Origin of the sequence: Vibrio coralliilyticus ATCC BAA-450 (assembly GCF_000176135.1) — a bacterium.
In the GTDB taxonomy this organism is placed as follows: Bacteria; Pseudomonadota; Gammaproteobacteria; order Enterobacterales; family Vibrionaceae; genus Vibrio; species Vibrio coralliilyticus.
This window is the reverse complement of record NZ_ACZN01000017.1, coordinates 755,060-770,598: the sequence shown is the minus strand read 5'-3', so window position 1 is coordinate 770,598 and position 15,539 is coordinate 755,060. Positions and strand designations below refer to the sequence as shown.

Below are 15,539 nucleotides of genomic sequence, written 5' to 3'. Positions count from 1 at the left end.
TGTGAATCATTTGATTGATAATATGAGTAATCTGCAAAACATTATTGCCATATAGCAAAGGTGAGTATGGACAGTTTCGAAGGGATCAATGAGTTTGTTGCGGTTGCAGAGAGCCAAGGGTTTTCATCTGCGGCGAAGCAGCTGGGATGCAGTACGAGTCACGTTAGCCGGCAAGTCTCCCGACTTGAATCGCGTGTTGGGGTGGCGTTGCTTGCCCGAACGACGCGTATGGTGTCATTGACGGATGCCGGGCAAATTTACTATCGCCAATGCAAAGAGCTGGTGAACGGGCTTCAGCATGCGAATGAGCAGCTTTCCTCACAGCACATTCAGCTTAGTGGTACGCTGCGAGTGAGCGCCGCAGGGGCATTTGCGGAGAATTATGTAGCGCCGGCTTTGATGGCGTTTGCAAAGAAGTATCCAAACTTGACGGTGGAACTCGACTTCAATACTCGCATGGTCAATTTCATTGAAGACGGTATCGACTTTGCTATTCGCTATGGTCGGCTTAATGACTCAGGGTTAGTGGCAAGAAAATTGGCAGACAGGCCTATGGCCGCCGTGGCAAGTCGTGACTATCTCGAACAATTTGGGCAACCGACTCATCCTGAACAGTTAAAGCAACATAGCTGTATTATTGCCAACAATGATCATTGGCTGTTCGAACATGAAGGTAAACCACTGAATGCCGTCCGTGTTCATGGTCGGTGGCGCAGCAATAACTCCACAGCGGTGATTGAAGCTTGTGAGCAAGGCCTCGGTATCGCGTATTTACCCAAAAGCAGCTTTAACCATGCGCTTGAAGAAGGGAAACTGACTCCAGTTCTGGAACCATTTTGGGGAAAAGGCTCAAGCAGTTGGATTGTGTATCAGAATCGACGGTTTTTACCTCAGAAAGCGAGAATGGCGATAGATTACTTGGTCTCTTATTTTTCCGATTGGCAAGAGTAAATAACATTAATGAACTGTTTCCCGCAAAAAGAGATAGCAGTCTTTTCGAGTATAAGAATTTTTAACTCTTGCTGAGTGCAACTTTCTGTCAATGACGAATGTTTTCTGCTCGATATTCAGATGGTGTCATCCCTACCTTGTTTTTGAACAGACGTGAAAAATATTGCGGATATTCAAAACCAAGAGCGTACGCGATAGTCGCCACAGAATCCTTACTTGAAAGCAAGCGATCTTTTGATTTTTCGATTAAAGCATAATGAATCCAATCTTTGGTTGTTTTGCCAGTTTCCGCTTTCAGAGCGTCACTTAGGTATCGACTAGTCATTTTCATGCCTTGAGCCAGTTCTTCAACTTCAGGGATTGTAGCCGACTCATGAACAACAGCTTCTAAGCGAGCCTCCAATAGCATTGAAAATCTATCGTATACAGATGTATCTGCTTCTTTGCGCATTAAAAACTGGCGGTGATAGTAACGGTTGGCATACATCAGTAGGGTGCTGATTTGTGACAAAATAAGCTCTTTGCTGAAGGCATCCAGGCTATTGCTGTTTTCAAGCTCAAGTGCATCAAACATATTTGCCATATGTCGCTCTTCCTTTGGTGAAAGGTGAAGAGCTTCATTGACAGAATAATTGAAGAACTGATATTTCCTTATCTCATCTTGTAGCTTGTGGCCACGAATGTAGTCTGGGTGAAAACAGATAGTTCGAGCTACCGCATCCACTTTAATTCCACTGGCGGATACCTCTTGATTAGGTGCAAAAAACAGCATGGTGCCATTCGAGCAGTCGTACCGCGTACGCCCATACATGAGCTCACCAGAAATGATATGTTTGAGCGATATCGAGTAGAAGCTAGTAGAAAGTGAAATATCCTCTTCGCAGTTCAATTGGTTATCATCACTGTTTGAACTTATCTTTATCACGTCAATTAGAGGGTGCTCTGGTGGGCGAAGCCCAAGGATTTCATTTTGTTCTGCAATCGTATCAAAGTGGAATTTTTTCATAGTTAAACCTCATTTCGTAACGCAACTTTGGCGCCAGTCAAAGACAATAACTCACGCAAATGTCGGTTATTGCTAAAGCTACTATGCGTTAGCCTAGGCAATATCACAGTACATAAAACACCGTAATGTGTATACAAAATAACGAAAAGGGGCATCTCGGAGATTTGTATACAACTCTCGTGGTTTTGTGCACTGCTACTTCAGCAATTCCCGCCTAAGATAACGCTATCAATTACGAGACAGCTTATACGGGGTGATAACTATCATGCGAAATGAAGCAAGGTTGAATAAGTTGATTCAAGCCGTTGATGGTCAAAAAGTGCATCAAATTAGATGTGGCGAACACCGCTTTATAGACATCACCATTGTGCAAACAGAAGGTAGATTTTTTATCAGACAGTATAAGTTCAGCAAGCGTAGTTGGTATGACGCATTCATCAACGCCCCGAGCACTGATTGTCGACCAAATGGGGCGATGAAAATCGGTGATCTAGAAGTGCTCGTGAATGGCAAAGTCCCTGATGACTTAAAAATGGTGACTCCTCGAGTTAATAAAGCCTATCGAAAGTTACTAGGGCTTATTTATCCAATAATGCGTTTAACGTTTGATAAAGAGAAGCATGAAGCAACAACATTAGAGTTGGTTCCTGTATTTGAAAACTAATCAAATCAATCCCATAGAGCGACAGAGACAAAAGGTATAGCGATGAATATTAAACAAGTAACATTTAAATCATTCGGTGTGGAACTCGTTGGTAATATGTACCTGCCAGAAGGGTTTGATGAGAAGAAAAAATACAAAGCAATTCTTGGTGCGAGCCCGTTTCCACAAGTCAAAGAGCAGGTGCTAGCCACTTACGGTCCAGAAATGGCAGAGCGTGGTTTTATCTTCCTTGCGTTTGATTACTTAGGCATGGGGGACTCTCCATCACTCCCTGGAGAGCACATGCAAGCTCGATACATGTTTCGCTTAATCGAGAATACATGGGATGCGGTTTCTTTCTTGGGCTCACTACCTTATGTCGATGAAATCTATGGCCTTGGTATTTGCCAAGGTGGTTCAATCATGGCGTCTTCCGCTGTGACTGACCATCGTATTAAAAAGCTGGCCCTAGTGTCAGGAATGATGGCGACGGATGCCTTCCAGTGGACAGATAAAACAATGGTTCACCAGATGATTACGGCAGCAAACGCTTCGAAACAGCAAATGTTTGATACGGGGAAGCCAGATTATGTTGCTCCATTTGGTTTGAATGACGAACAGTCGAAAGAGGAGTTTGTTGGTGAAGCAGCTTTCCCAGAAATGGCAGGCGAGACCTATGACTATTATGGTCGTGATGGCTATCGAGGCCCTGTAGCGGTCGAGAATTTCACTAATATGCATGTCGCTGATCAACCAATGCAATCCTTGTTCTCTCTTTGTGAGCATTACGCCGACAAAATCGTGCAGCCAACATTAGTGGTATATGGTCAGGATGCACCAACTGCGATTTGCTCAACTGCATTTATTGAGAAACTAACTAATGAGCACGAAGTGCTAGCATTGAGCGAGTTTAGTCATGTCGATTTTTACTACAAACCAGAAGCGGTAGCATTATCAGCAAATGCTGTAGCGGATTTCTTCAATAAATAATCTGATCAAGAAAAACGCTTTAGTGTGCTTGCACTAAAGCGCTTTTGTCATGTCGTAACTCTAGGTTCATACTGACTCGCTATGTAGAAAAAGAGTTAGCAGCATGGCTAAAACATAGCGCTAAGAGTCAATGATGTTGAAAGACAAATTGGTGAACAAATCTATTGTGCCAGAATCGTTTGAGTAGATGTTCAGAGCACGTTTACTCAGTTAAATATCAGTGCGATTCTTGATGTTGTTTTTTGTAATACTATCTACGTCGGATGCTTTGAAACATCCACCTCCTTTTAGAGGCTTGCGGGAAAACATAACGCCAATAGCGAGCATAGCCATGAAGCTCAGAAAAATCATGATTGTCAGAAATAAAGTCATAAAACTATCTCCTGTTTGCAGCTCCTAAGTCCATATTCCTCTTTTTTATTTTCTTTACAATGGTCATTTTGTAACCACTCATGATCTACTAAACACAACTCTCTGTATATCAGTCAGATACCTACTATTACTGTTATATCACCCTCCAGCCTGCTATGTGCGGCTGGAGGGTGCTGAAAGTTGTTCTTGTCTGAGGCGAATCGAGACACGCTATACATTTATCCAATCATAGCTTTGAAGCGAGCGTGCTGTGGGGTAGGCTTTTCAGCAAATTAAGCAAGGATGAACCAAGAATGCGCGTTGATTACAAAAAACGGCTAACTCCAGTCATTCGCTATCTGGAAAAACATTTTAACCAACCTTTAAACCTGCCAGAAGTCGCCGCCTTGGCTAACCTCTCTCCATACCATTTTCACCGCACGTTTAAAGCGGTACAGGGTGAGACTCTGGCTGACTACATTCGTCGTCTGAGACTGGCCGCCGCCGCTGATGATCTGTTCAAGTCTAAGCAACCAATACTCAACATTGCACTTGAGTATGGTTTCTCCTCTTCGCAGAGTCTGGCTAAGGCATTCAAGCAGCACTATGGCGTAACACCAACTGAGTTTAGAGATTGTGAAAACTATCAAGAATTTTCCAAACTGGCGCGAAACAGCAAGATTGGACACACGTTGCGCAAGAATGGAAACGAAGGCGAGAGTGGCGATCCATATACTGGCTCGGAACCAACGATGTGGAGCAAGACAATGGAAATTCAAAAGTTTGAAGCAACAAAATTAGCCTATGTTCGAGTTACTGGTCCTTATGGCGAAGGCTATCAGGAACCATCAAGTCGCCTTTATCAGTGGGCTGGAATGAAGGGACTGGCTGAAAACACCTGTATCTTTATTTTCCACGACAATCCAGAAATTACCCCAAATGATAAGTGCCGTACCGATATCTGCTTAATGGTGCCAGAGGGCACGGAAGTACCGGGCAATATAGAACTGCAGGATTTTCCGGGTGGCGATTACGCGGTTATGCGTCAGAAGATTACCGAGCCTACTCAGTACTCAAAAGCATGGGATGATCTAATGAGTAACGTGATTAATTCTGGAATGGAAAACGATGATCGACCTTGTTTCGAGCTTTATCACAGTTATGACCCAGTGACTCAACACTCCGATGTGAGCTTTTGTACTGCGATTAAGCAGTAACTGATTAAGGTAGCGTATCCCGATAAAAAGCCTTCATTTATTGAAGGCTTTTCTATTTGTCCAGCAATCTCGCGAGTCTTGGCGAAAGGTCGTTAGATCGGTTGAGTGACCACAAACACCGCGACTGCTGCCAAACTGCCGGCAAAACAACGGTTCACCATCACCATTTTCTCAGGAGAGTTGATCAGGCGCGTCAACATTGAGCCAAAGTAAGCCCAGACCAACATACCAATGACACCCGTTATCACCATCACTCCAATAATAAACACCACCTGAGCGATATAGTTACTGCTAGGCGAGACGAATTGGGAAAACACTGTGATGGATGCGACCCAGCTTTTCGGGTTAAGGATCTGTACTAAGACGCCGGACAACAGGCCGGACTTTTTCACACTGGTATCACTGTCGAGTTCCATATGGGCAATACCCCATGCCATGTATAGCAAATACGCGGCACCAAGCCACTTCAAGACTAGGTACAACGTCGGATAGAGATTCAGTAGCCCTGCAACGCCAAGGCTGGCTCCAGCGAGAATGGCGATCACACCAACTGCGTTACCGACGATAAAAGGTAAGGTCGCACCTACACCATAGCGGCTAGAAAGACCAATCAAAGCGATATTCCCCGCGCCAGGGGTCATCGAAATTGATACTGCGAACAGCATAAAAGCTGTCATTAACTGAGCACTCATTGCTCACTCCCAAAAAGTCATTGTTGCAATATGAGATCCAGTCTACCGATCTCCGCAGGAATAAAATTGCTATCTGGGTTATGGTATTCGTAAATTTGAGCAGACTATTTCTAAACAGGTCATGAAAAAGAAAGAATCAACCAATTTCGAGTTGGACAGTACAGATTTCTCCATTCTTGAACGTATCCAGAAAGATGGCCGTATCAGCAACAGCAAGTTAGCCGAAGAAGTTAATCTGAGTGAAACACCTTGCTGGCGACGCTGGAAGAAGATGGAACAAGAGGGTTATATCGAAGGTTATGCCGCAAGACTGAACCGTAAGAAGCTTGGCTTTCAGGTCTCGGGCTTCACTCTGGTGACACTGGGTAGCCATGAAGTAGAAAACACCGACCCGTTTGAAGACTATGTAGCGGTGTCAGACTGGATCACTATGTGTCACTGCATCGCTGGTGGCGCAGATTATATCGTACAGGTCGTGGCACAAGACTTAGATGAGTACTTTGAACGAATTAGTTCCATACGACGAGTCAAAGGCGTTAGCGCTATTCAGTCCAATGTATCGGTTAAAGAGATCAAGAGCACTTTCCATGTGCCTTTGAGTTAACGGGGCAATAAGGCTGGTTGGGGGGCTGACTTACAATTCCCCCTTTCTGAGGCCCTCTGAAAAAGCAGACTGTTGATAAGCGCTAATGCAGGCTTTTCTCTCTTCCGAAAAGTCTGTGCCCGATTATGTCTTAGACTCTTTACGATCACTAATTGTTATTCATCGTAAATAACTCTGCATAGTAATCGCTTATTTTATGTTTCCCATAAGTTGGAGCAATGGAGTCATTCCCCATAACAGTTAAGAAAAACTCTGTGGCACCACCCCATTTCTCAGGTAGACGCTCCACTAAACATAAAGCTACGCGTCTTAGATAGTCTGGTAATCGGACAATGCTCTCGTCTTTATGTTGGGCTTCAAAAGCAAACTGGGCAATTTGGGTTGTTGTTAATACTTCTGGGCCTCCTACATCTAATTCTTTCATATTCGACTGGATAGATTTGATGCAAAATTCAGCGAGATCTTCGCCATGTATCGGGTTTAACTTCATAGCCGAAGATCCAAAAATGTAAACGCTACCTTTGGTTGCCATGCGATAGATTTCTTCTAAATCAGAGAAGAAACCATTTGGTCTAATTACGCATGGTTGTAGTCTTTCTGAGCTAAGTAGACGGTCAGAAAATCTTTCTTTAGCTCTTAACATGCGAACATTGGTATATTTTTGTGCATTGAATGCTGAAATGTAGATAAACTTCTCTACGCCTGATTTTTCCGCCTCTACCAAGATATTAAAGTTGGCTTGGTAGTCAACATCCATATATTTCAAACCATCTCGTTGTCGGGTAATACCTAAGCAAGATATGACAACATCTATGTTCTTACATAAGTCCACAAGGGAATCAGGATCCGTTGCCTGCGCTTCAACTACCTGATGGTCATGCAACCCGAGATCAAGTAGCTTCTGTCTATTCCGGGCGAGAGCTTTAAAGTCATATTCTTCTCGCTGTAACTGTTTGATAATGTGTGAGCCTAGGTAGCCTGTTGCACCGACGACCAATACTCTTGGTGGTTCTAACATGTTTTGACCCTTAGGTATGGAGTTACGTACTCTCCGGATTGAATTACTTTGAAGCAACAGCGGACTAAATTTGTGTCACCATTGCTTCAGTGTCGTTAGCTTTCTAGTGTTGGACGATATGGCTCTTCTCTTACGCCATGAGAAAGCACTAACTTAATCATGTAAATGGGAGCAATCCACTCAAGACCGATAGGTGAAGGTATAAGTTGAGCAAGAATGATCGATAGCATTACGATCAACAGTGCGACAGGACGGTGTAGATACAAAGGTATAAAAAGCATAAATACAATTGATGCCATCATCATGCCATACCAAAAGAAAGCATAAGACCATGCGACGTCAAAACACAGTGGAATCGCGAACAATTGAAAATGGATTGCTGGGAATAGGAATTTACTTTTCACTAGTTTCCCCAACCAATTAACATCTAGGTCTTGATTGGTATGAAGGTAACGCTTCATTGAACCAAGCGAGTTCGTTAGCACACCACCAATCATATCTAAGGTTAAAACAGCGGCTACGATAATTTGTAGCACACTCCAATCAAGCTCTTTCCATGCAAAAAAGTATAGGATTGCTGGTGCGATGAATGCGGCATAATTTGCAATCGCACTCTCAGTTTTAGTCGCACCATAGCCCGTTGTGAAATTGAATTTACCATTGCACTGCCAGTTAATAGGTGCATCTTTTAAGGTAAGTTGATCTTTGTTCATGGTGTCCCCCTTTATCTGAAATAACTACGAACGAGTAATTATGTAATCTTATTTAGTCCGTGTGGTCTAAATAAGATTACTTGATCATTTTTGATCTTGTCAATGTTTTTAGTCCAGGTGGTCTTTTAAAGGTTTCGTTTTATCGACCAGTGGACTTTTAAACTCAGTGAGGATATAGTCCAGATGGACTTTAAAAGAGGCGAAATAATGCCAAAAATCGTAGATCGAGAAGCATACCGTAATGAACTTATCACCAAAGCCGTTGATGTTTTTTCAGAGCACGGGCTGAATGGATTAGGAATGCGAGGCATTGCAGAAGCTCTAGGCGTATCCAAAAGTGCTCTTTACCACTACTTCTCAAGTAAGGAAGAGCTATTTACTGCCTGTACAGAGTTTGTGCTAGAGCCTCACTCACTTTATGGCGTAGAGCGTAATTCAGCCCTACCTGAAGACAAAGGGCAAGCCATTACCCAATTGATAAAGGCTTTGGATAGTCGCTTTAGGGGCGAAATGACGGTGCTATTGGACTATGTTAAAAATAGAGACAGTCAAGACATAGCCAATGATCGGCTTCTAAAAATGGCAGATAGCAAATTTTTGGCAGAGCTACATAAAATTGTAGGTAAAGAGAATGCTAATCAGGCCTATGCTTTGTTATTGGGCGGTTTAATGACTCGACTACTAAATGGCAATCAAACCACAATCGAAGAGATAGCTTCTTGGATCCTCCAGCTTTCAGGAAGTGATGCGAGCTAGCAGATATTCTTGTTCTGTTCTGGGCAAAGTGAATTAAAGCAAAGTACTACACGTTTATGTCCAGAACCCTCACAGGCGACACTTCGTAACTCAAAAGTGCCCCAATCCTGATAGGGGACAACTTGCCGATTTCAACTTACTGAATAGCTTTCAGTGCATTCGAGTAATAAAGGTTTGCTCGTCATCCACAAAAGCGACAAAGCCGCCGTGGTAGATAAACACTCGACCACGTCCCTCAACTAAGCACGCAAGCTGTGGGTTTAAATCTTCTTCGTTATCACGGCTTTGAAAAGTGCCGGTATCAGTGATTACTCCGTCGAGTGAAGGCAAATATCCATAAGCGCGCTTGGCTTGATCAATCAGGCTCAATTCGCTGTCAGCAGAGAAGCAAGAGGGGATCGCACCAGCTTCTTCAATAAATAGAGGTTTCAGTTCTTTAAAGGCGGTAATCACCAGCCAATCGATGCCGTTAACATGATGGATAAACATAGAGTTTCTCGGTAATTCTGATGCGGGGATTGTATCACTATCAGGGGGGAGAGCGGAGTAGAGAATTAGTGGCTTTACTTAGCTACTACATCTGTACCCACTGCAGATTTTGTCTGGATTTTTCTGTCCATAGACATCCAGTACAGTTGAAAGGATGTCTATGAATTACACATATTAAAAATTGTTTATTACCACTCTATGTTTGAGCCATCAAATACTCGGAAGCTACCAGACCCTTCTAGTGTTAAAGACTCTGTCACATTGATGATACCTGCCACACTCTCTTGTGGAGTATAGGTTGCATCCTTCCCCCCCATATTTGTTTGAACCCAACCAGGATGAACCGCTAAGGTTTTAACCCCTTGTTCTGCTAGGTTTCGTGCTGCAGAGACTAGGATCTGGTTAAGCGCAGCTTTTGATGTACGGTAGCTATACATATTGCCAGAGCTGTTGTCACCAATGCTGGCAACTCGGCTTGAGATACCAACAATAGTTTTAAGCTTGCTAGCAGCAACATTTTCTCTAAGCGCTTGGATAAGAAGGGCTGGCGCAACGGTATTAATGTTCAAAACCTCAAGCCATTTGGACTGAGTCATTTCACCAAGTGTTGCACAATCTTCACCTAAAACACCTGCATTGAGGATTAAGTGATCAATTGGGCGATCTTTTAGCTGTTTGCCAAGTTGGTTAATATCCTGCTCAGAGGTCACGTCCAACTTAAGCAGTTCAATATTATGGGTTTCAGATAAGTTAACCAACTCACTTGCCTGCTCTGGGGCACGACAAGCAGCCAATACATTCCAGCCTTTTGCATGATATTGTTGAACAAACTCAAGGCCAAGACCACGATTAGCCCCAGTAATCAGTACAGTAAACATAATTTATCCTCAATAGGTTCTTTGGGTAAAAGAAGCCTATTACAGAGAGCTACGATTACCTCAAGATTGCATGGATAAATGGGCGAGATTCGACATTATCAAACTCAGCTTGGCTGAGCTCATCTACTTACTCAGAAAAGTACCGGCAAAATGGATGAGCCGCTCACGATTGAGTTCTTTTGCATTGCCACTTACGCCAGCGACGGCGACAAACTCACCATTTATATAAAGCGGGATAGCTAGACAATGAAGATCGGGCTCTGCTTGTTCCAGATCTAGGGCAAAGCCTTGCTTTTTCACTTCTGTAAGCTCTGCTTCAAGAGCGTTAGAGATCTGATTATTGAGCCGTAAATTTCGTAAAAGGCCCTCATCAAAAGCTAAAAACACTTTGCCGATAGCTGATGACGTTAACCCTTCACGTTTTCCACGCGGACTGCGAATAGTGAGAAGGTTATCTTGTTCGATAGCATCTATATAGAGATATTCTTGCAAGCCGCTTTGAACCGCTAGATAGGCAGTGTTATGGGTGAGCTGGGCCATTTTCCCGATGAGTGGGGCAAAGTGCGTTCGGATAGTCTCGTCCTTTTGTTCCAAAGGTTTAGATAGCTCGCGAAAGCGCAGCCCCAAGCTATAACCTTGTTTACTTTTCATCACATATCCAAGTGAATGAAGTGTTGCGAGCAAGCCGTGAACCGTTGTTTTGTTGATATCGACTCTGTTACTGATCTCTTGTAGAGAGAGTCCAGCTGGGTGAAGAGAAAGTACCTCAAGTATAGAGAAGGTACGCTCGATAGACTGAATACTACGGATTTTGGTTGTCATTAGCGTCTCTATGGAACTAGGTTAGATAAATCACTAAGACTTAATATAACCCACACAGCGCATCATAAATAAGTTGGGTTGGAGAGCTGAGAAAATTCGGCGGTAATTCTAGAGCAGTTCTGCCAAGGACCTTCACAGGCGACACTTCGTACCTCAAAAGTGCCCCTTTGCGTGCTAGGATGAAAGGTGGGCGGAGAAACCCTGTCGAATTTTGCCTAACATTTCTTAATGCTAATTCATGGATGTCTCCTCTCTTCTGTTGGGCGAATATTCTACTGAAATTAGATTCCAAGGTTAGTGATCATCATATCCTTGAATTCTGAATCGCCCATTTTTTCTCTAGCCCCAAGAACTTGTATCGCATCTCCACCAACAGGGTAACGCAGAGTAGATGAATCATCAGTAGCAGCTTGGAATATCTTGTCTGCGACCTCTTTTGGATCCTGTTGCAAAGTTGCAGCCATCGTCTGCATTGCAGTTTTTGCGATATGCAATTTATCAGAATAAGGGTTATTGTGTTCACCATTTGCCCAGGAAGCGGAACTGTTTATGTTTGTGCCAAACGCCCCTGGCTCAACCAGTTTAACGCCAATACCAAAAGGTAATAGTTCATATTGAAGCGACTCCGTAAGCCCTTCCACTGCGAACTTTGATGCGTGATAAAATGTCGTAAATGGAAATGCTACACGCCCAGCAATCGACGAGACATTAACAACCACTCCGTTCATGCTGGTGCGAAAATGTGGTAACAATGCTTTGGTAGTATCAACCAAGCCAAAAACGTTGACATCAAACTCTCTTCGCATTTGCTCATCAGACGTATACTCAAATACCCCCTGTAATGCATAGCCAGCATTGTTGACCAACACATCAATTTTGCCAAAGTGAGCAATACCATCAGATACCGCTTGGTCTATTGAACTTTTATCGGTCACATCTAACTTGAGCACTAATACGTTTTCGAGTGTATTCAATTCTTGTTCTTTTTCAGGTGTCCTCATTGTGGCGATAACGTTCCACCCTTCAGATTGAAATTTTTTAACCGCTAGCTTTCCAAAACCTGAGCTTGTACCTGTAATCAAAACAGTCTTTTTCATAATGGATCCTCAATGTATCGAGTAATGCTAATTCGCATGACTTAAAGTTTCATGTAGCGGTCAAACCATTCAATCATCTGCTCTGGGTGCTCACCACAGTAGTTGTAGCCGACAAAGCGTCTGGTATCACCGTCTTCTATCCAGTGCAGTTTCTTTTCCTCTGTAGGAATCAAGTCAAAGGTAGTTTGTACATCATCAGGCACTGTCCAAACATCATCTTTGTTCTGCACAATAAAAGTCGGGATGTGGAGGTTTTGCACATATTTATGTGGTGTCATGTCATCAAGTTTGATGCCTATGCTTTTCTCAACTTCTTCAGCAAATACATCAAAAAATGCACCTAGCCCCATACCATCTAACGCAACTTTAGACATGATGTTGATAGAAGCCGGCTGGGCGCAGACAAATGCTTTTATGTTTTCAGCATATTCAGGGTATTTATTCAGCGCGTTGATTGCGGCATTACCACCAGCACAAGGATTGAAAAGCCCGATTATCATATGTCGTAGATCCACTCGAGACTTCACGTACTCAAACGTAGCAATGACATCTTTATGCTCGTCACCAAAGCCTTGTCCCCAAGAGTTGTTCTTAGCATCGCCGCTTTCACCGTGACCACGTAAGTCGTATGCAAGTACGTTGTACCCAGCGTCATGAAGGACTTTATGAACATTACCGAATTTTACTTCGATGTCTTGAAACTGGCTCCAAGGAGCTTTATGTCCTGGGAAACCATAACGATTAAGAGTCGCAGGATGGTTACAAATGATCAGCTTTTCTGAACCTGTTTTCGGTATAAACCATGCCGCCAGCTCAACGCCATCTTCGGTCATATACCTAACGTCTTCATATGCAAGGCCGTAATTTTTTGGTGTTTCTAAAATTGGCGCTCTGTCAGCAGGAAGGCTCACGTAGCCTTTTGCCACCGCCGCTAACGTTGCTTTTTGTTCTTCATTTAATTGATTAGTCATTTCTATAACTCCTGCATATCTGATGTATTCAACAATCAGTTATCGTTCTTAATGAGTGTGTTTACTAGACTATATGTAACTTCAGGTGATAACTAGAAGGTGTTAAACTGAATAAATATCAACCTGAAGCTAACAATTGGGGTCAGTGTGCAAGAATTTAAAAATGATATTACTTACAACCAATTGATTTCTTTTAAGACGATTTATGAAGAAGGAAATATCAGTAAGGCTGCAAGACTGCTTGGTATCAGCTCCGCTTCTGTGAGTAATTCATTAAAAGTATTAGAGAAGAATGTAGGCGAACCTTTATTTAATCGTACTACTCGAGCTATCTCGCCAACAGAAGTCGGTAGACGATTGTATGAGTTAATTCATCCTAGCGTTGACGATTTAACAAACGCAATTGAGCTTGTTTGCGACCATAACAAAGCACCAAGTGGCAGCTTGTCACTAAATATGGCAAGAGACATTTACGATGTTTTTCTCAAAGACGTGCTTATGGATTTTCAGTTGCAGTTCCCGACTATCCAGCTCGAAATCACCCTATCTGATTCTTTTGACAGTCAAGTAGAGCATCACTTTGATATCGGCTTTCGTTTCGGAGAAACGGTCAATGACAGCATGATTGCTAAGCGCCTCAATAGTGGTGAACAACGAACAGAATTGGCACTGTTCGCCTCTCCTGACTATGTTAGCCGTTTTGGTGAACCAACTTCTGTCGATGAGCTTCAGCAACATTCAATGATCCAGTTTAGAGCCCCTTCAAGTCACAAGCTTCTGCCAATACGTTTACACAAAACGAAAGACAAGAGCAGTGAGCTTGTTTCATTACTGCCATCAAATACGGCCATGGTAGTCAATAACTCAAAGGTCATGGTTGACTGCGCATTAAAAGGAATCGGCATAGGCTACCTGATGGATGCAAGCATCAAAGACGAACTCTCAAGTGGGCAACTCGTCCCCATCTTAAAACAATATTGGTGCGAAGTACCCACCGTGTACATGTACTATGACCCGGAAAACCGGCAGACGCGTAGGGTGGCTTGTTTTCTTGAGTATATGTCTCAGCAATCTGTTTAACCCATGGGCTCGGTAACAGCTCAACAAGCAGTGCTTAATTAAACGACAGGATACTAATACTAATCGATAGGGTAGGAATCAACCCATCCCTGAAAATCGGAATTGTCCAAAAACTTGCTAAAACAATTGGCACATCTTTGTGAGCTTAATTTCTTTAGTGGAGTACCCCTCCACATACAAAAAAGCCGCTTAATGCGGCTTTTTTATCCCGATAACTCTGCGCTTAGGCTATATGCGTCATGCGGTTGATTGTGAAAGTCTCTACCGCGCCGTCAACAGCTGCGACGTAGTCAGCGATATGCGTGCTGGCGAGATGCGTATCCAGTGCGGCTTCTGACGTCCAGTTTTCATGGAAAACGAAATGTGCCGGGTTGTCGTTGTCTTGATGCAGATCGTAGTTGATGCAGCCATCTTCAGCGCGTGTTTTGTCGATCAGCTTGATTAGCTCAGCTTTAACCAATTCAACCTGGCCTTCTTTGGCAATGATATTGGCGATAATCGTTAACTTGCTCATGTGCTTACCTTTTTCGTCAATTTCTAATGCTTTACAGTGTTGTGATGACGTCTTCTAGAGGTAGACGTGCTTTTGGCAGGCCGTGGTTATAATCCTCACCGTCTTTGTGATAACCCAGTGCTAGAGCAAAATCACACACAAAGCCTTCTAACTCTTCTTTGAATTCTTCACCGATTAGCTCTGGGTCTACCCCTTCCATAGGTGTTGAAGCGATGCCCATACGCGCCAACGTGTGTAGCGTGTTACCCAGTGCGATATAGGTCTGAGCTTTTGTCCAATTACCGTTGAAACCTGTCTCATCTGTGTTGAGTTCCGCAAAGCCGAACGCACCATTTAGCATGTCATTGTATCGCTCTGCTGGCAGGTGGCCTGAGGTCACTTCTGCATCGACCACTTTTTTGTAGTTGTCTTTGGTAAAGCGAGGGTTGTGAGCAAACAAAATCGTATGAGACGCTTCTTTGGCATGCGGTTGGTTGAACTGGTGCATGTTGGCAAACGTGTTGTGGAAACGTTGTTTTGCTTCGTCACTTTCAAGAACGATGAACTTCCAAGGTTGTGAGTTGATAGAAGAAGCAGATAAACGAATCGCTTCTTTAATGACTTCCATATCTTCAGCAGAGATACGCTTACTTGCGTCGTATTTTTTTGCTGTGTAACGAGTATTTAGATCTTTGATGATTGGGTGAGTCATGTTGGCTCCTAGTTGAATTTAAATAATTGCATTAGGTCTCACGAACCGCTCGGACG

At 43.3% G+C, this 15,539-nt stretch carries 18 protein-coding genes; 7 read left to right on the top strand and 11 right to left on the bottom strand.

Annotated elements, in window-relative coordinates:
- The first annotated feature begins 66 nt into the window (after positions 1–66).
- A complete protein-coding gene (locus tag VIC_RS18650) occupies positions 67–951 on the top strand; it encodes a LysR family transcriptional regulator (RefSeq protein ID WP_006961708.1) in 885 nt (294 codons plus the stop codon).
- An 88-nt stretch (positions 952–1,039) separates the two neighbouring features.
- On the opposite strand, the gene VIC_RS18645 is transcribed toward VIC_RS18650, so the two are convergent.
- Entirely contained in the window at positions 1,040–1,957 is a 918-nt protein-coding gene (locus VIC_RS18645) for a helix-turn-helix domain-containing protein (protein WP_006961707.1), read from the bottom strand.
- A gap of 265 nt (positions 1,958–2,222) precedes the next feature.
- Here VIC_RS18645 and VIC_RS18640 point away from each other — a divergent pair, with 265 nt between their 5' ends.
- The 3 genes from VIC_RS18640 to VIC_RS18630 all read left to right on the top strand — a co-directional run bounded on the left by VIC_RS18640 (position 2,223) and on the right by VIC_RS18630 (position 5,158).
- Positions 2,223–2,621, top strand: a complete 399-nt coding sequence (locus VIC_RS18640) for a hypothetical protein (RefSeq protein ID WP_152472557.1) — start codon at positions 2,223–2,225, stop codon at positions 2,619–2,621.
- A 42-nt stretch (positions 2,622–2,663) separates the two neighbouring features.
- A complete protein-coding gene (locus tag VIC_RS18635) occupies positions 2,664–3,590 on the top strand; it encodes an alpha/beta hydrolase (RefSeq protein WP_039952188.1) in 927 nt (308 codons plus the stop codon).
- Positions 3,591–4,255: 665 nt separating this feature from the next.
- Positions 4,256–5,158, top strand: coding sequence for an AraC family transcriptional regulator (locus tag VIC_RS18630; protein WP_006961704.1), 903 nt, complete (start codon positions 4,256–4,258; stop codon positions 5,156–5,158).
- Between the two features lie 92 nt (positions 5,159–5,250).
- On the opposite strand, the gene VIC_RS18625 is transcribed toward VIC_RS18630, so the two are convergent.
- Positions 5,251–5,850 (bottom strand): LysE family translocator, encoded by a 600-nt coding sequence (locus tag VIC_RS18625; RefSeq protein ID WP_006961703.1) that lies wholly within the window; start codon positions 5,848–5,850, stop codon positions 5,251–5,253.
- A gap of 121 nt (positions 5,851–5,971) precedes the next feature.
- Between VIC_RS18625 and VIC_RS18620 the strand changes: the two genes are divergently transcribed.
- Positions 5,972–6,454: an Lrp/AsnC family transcriptional regulator gene (locus tag VIC_RS18620; protein WP_006961702.1), complete on the top strand. Its 483-nt coding sequence runs from the start codon at positions 5,972–5,974 to the stop codon at positions 6,452–6,454.
- Between the two features lie 148 nt (positions 6,455–6,602).
- Here the strand turns inward: VIC_RS18620 and VIC_RS18615 are convergent, their stop codons facing one another.
- Together VIC_RS18615 and VIC_RS18610 are read right to left on the bottom strand one after the other, a co-directional pair.
- Positions 6,603–7,472: an SDR family oxidoreductase gene (locus tag VIC_RS18615; RefSeq protein ID WP_006961701.1), complete on the bottom strand. Its 870-nt coding sequence runs from the start codon at positions 7,470–7,472 to the stop codon at positions 6,603–6,605.
- A 95-nt stretch (positions 7,473–7,567) separates the two neighbouring features.
- On the bottom strand, positions 7,568–8,185 hold the full coding sequence (locus VIC_RS18610; protein WP_006961700.1) for a hypothetical protein: 618 nt from the start codon (positions 8,183–8,185) through the stop codon (positions 7,568–7,570).
- A 207-nt stretch (positions 8,186–8,392) separates the two neighbouring features.
- Between VIC_RS18610 and VIC_RS18605 the strand changes: the two genes are divergently transcribed.
- Positions 8,393–8,941, top strand: coding sequence for a TetR/AcrR family transcriptional regulator (locus VIC_RS18605; protein WP_006961699.1), 549 nt, complete (start codon positions 8,393–8,395; stop codon positions 8,939–8,941).
- 150 nt (positions 8,942–9,091) lie between these two features.
- Here VIC_RS18605 and VIC_RS18600 read toward each other — a convergent pair whose 3' ends face one another.
- The 5 genes from VIC_RS18600 to VIC_RS18580 form a co-directional block, all read right to left on the bottom strand.
- Positions 9,092–9,430: a hypothetical protein gene (locus VIC_RS18600; protein WP_006961698.1), complete on the bottom strand. Its 339-nt coding sequence runs from the start codon at positions 9,428–9,430 to the stop codon at positions 9,092–9,094.
- A 188-nt stretch (positions 9,431–9,618) separates the two neighbouring features.
- Positions 9,619–10,308 (bottom strand): SDR family oxidoreductase, encoded by a 690-nt coding sequence (locus VIC_RS18595; RefSeq protein ID WP_006961697.1) that lies wholly within the window; start codon positions 10,306–10,308, stop codon positions 9,619–9,621.
- Between the two features lie 123 nt (positions 10,309–10,431).
- Positions 10,432–11,130, bottom strand: a complete 699-nt coding sequence (locus VIC_RS18590) for an IclR family transcriptional regulator (protein ID WP_006961694.1) — start codon at positions 11,128–11,130, stop codon at positions 10,432–10,434.
- 281 nt (positions 11,131–11,411) lie between these two features.
- Complete coding sequence (locus tag VIC_RS18585) at positions 11,412–12,227, bottom strand: SDR family oxidoreductase (RefSeq protein WP_006961693.1); 816 nt, start codon at positions 12,225–12,227, stop codon at positions 11,412–11,414.
- A gap of 41 nt (positions 12,228–12,268) precedes the next feature.
- On the bottom strand, positions 12,269–13,198 hold the full coding sequence (locus tag VIC_RS18580; RefSeq protein ID WP_006961692.1) for an alpha/beta hydrolase family protein: 930 nt from the start codon (positions 13,196–13,198) through the stop codon (positions 12,269–12,271).
- 147 nt (positions 13,199–13,345) lie between these two features.
- On the opposite strand from VIC_RS18580, the gene VIC_RS18575 reads away from it, so the two are divergent.
- Positions 13,346–14,278 carry a LysR family transcriptional regulator gene (locus tag VIC_RS18575; RefSeq protein WP_006961691.1) on the top strand — a complete coding sequence of 311 codons (933 nt, stop codon included), beginning with the start codon at positions 13,346–13,348 and terminating at the stop codon, positions 14,276–14,278.
- Positions 14,279–14,501: 223 nt separating this feature from the next.
- Here the strand turns inward: VIC_RS18575 and VIC_RS18570 are convergent, their stop codons facing one another.
- Entirely contained in the window at positions 14,502–14,792 is a 291-nt protein-coding gene (locus VIC_RS18570; RefSeq protein ID WP_006961690.1) for a putative quinol monooxygenase, read from the bottom strand.
- Between the two features lie 31 nt (positions 14,793–14,823).
- Positions 14,824–15,483, bottom strand: a complete 660-nt coding sequence (locus VIC_RS18565) for a nitroreductase family protein (RefSeq protein WP_006961689.1) — start codon at positions 15,481–15,483, stop codon at positions 14,824–14,826.
- Between the last annotated feature and the right edge of the window lie 56 nt (positions 15,484–15,539).

Excerpts from the sequence above, each read along its gene's own strand:
- VIC_RS18600 (WP_006961698.1), bottom strand. The coding sequence starts at position 9,430 with ATGTTTATCCATCATGTTAACGGCATCGATTGGCTGGTGATTACCGCC.
- VIC_RS18605 (WP_006961699.1), top strand. The coding sequence starts at position 8,393 with ATGCCAAAAATCGTAGATCGAGAAGCATACCGTAATGAACTTATCACC.
- VIC_RS18565 (WP_006961689.1), bottom strand. The coding sequence starts at position 15,483 with ATGACTCACCCAATCATCAAAGATCTAAATACTCGTTACACAGCAAAA.
- VIC_RS18585 (WP_006961693.1), bottom strand. The coding sequence starts at position 12,227 with ATGAAAAAGACTGTTTTGATTACAGGTACAAGCTCAGGTTTTGGAAAG.
- VIC_RS18590 (WP_006961694.1), bottom strand. The coding sequence starts at position 11,130 with ATGACAACCAAAATCCGTAGTATTCAGTCTATCGAGCGTACCTTCTCT.
- VIC_RS18570 (WP_006961690.1), bottom strand. The coding sequence starts at position 14,792 with ATGAGCAAGTTAACGATTATCGCCAATATCATTGCCAAAGAAGGCCAG.
- VIC_RS18650 (WP_006961708.1), top strand. The coding sequence starts at position 67 with ATGGACAGTTTCGAAGGGATCAATGAGTTTGTTGCGGTTGCAGAGAGC.
- VIC_RS18640 (WP_152472557.1), top strand. The coding sequence starts at position 2,223 with ATGCGAAATGAAGCAAGGTTGAATAAGTTGATTCAAGCCGTTGATGGT.
- VIC_RS18615 (WP_006961701.1), bottom strand. The coding sequence starts at position 7,472 with ATGTTAGAACCACCAAGAGTATTGGTCGTCGGTGCAACAGGCTACCTA.
- VIC_RS18625 (WP_006961703.1), bottom strand. The coding sequence starts at position 5,850 with ATGAGTGCTCAGTTAATGACAGCTTTTATGCTGTTCGCAGTATCAATT.
- VIC_RS18580 (WP_006961692.1), bottom strand. The coding sequence starts at position 13,198 with ATGACTAATCAATTAAATGAAGAACAAAAAGCAACGTTAGCGGCGGTG.
- VIC_RS18630 (WP_006961704.1), top strand. The coding sequence starts at position 4,256 with ATGCGCGTTGATTACAAAAAACGGCTAACTCCAGTCATTCGCTATCTG.
- VIC_RS18635 (WP_039952188.1), top strand. The coding sequence starts at position 2,664 with ATGAATATTAAACAAGTAACATTTAAATCATTCGGTGTGGAACTCGTT.
- VIC_RS18645 (WP_006961707.1), bottom strand. The coding sequence starts at position 1,957 with ATGAAAAAATTCCACTTTGATACGATTGCAGAACAAAATGAAATCCTT.
- VIC_RS18620 (WP_006961702.1), top strand. The coding sequence starts at position 5,972 with ATGAAAAAGAAAGAATCAACCAATTTCGAGTTGGACAGTACAGATTTC.
- VIC_RS18595 (WP_006961697.1), bottom strand. The coding sequence starts at position 10,308 with ATGTTTACTGTACTGATTACTGGGGCTAATCGTGGTCTTGGCCTTGAG.
- VIC_RS18610 (WP_006961700.1), bottom strand. The coding sequence starts at position 8,185 with ATGAACAAAGATCAACTTACCTTAAAAGATGCACCTATTAACTGGCAG.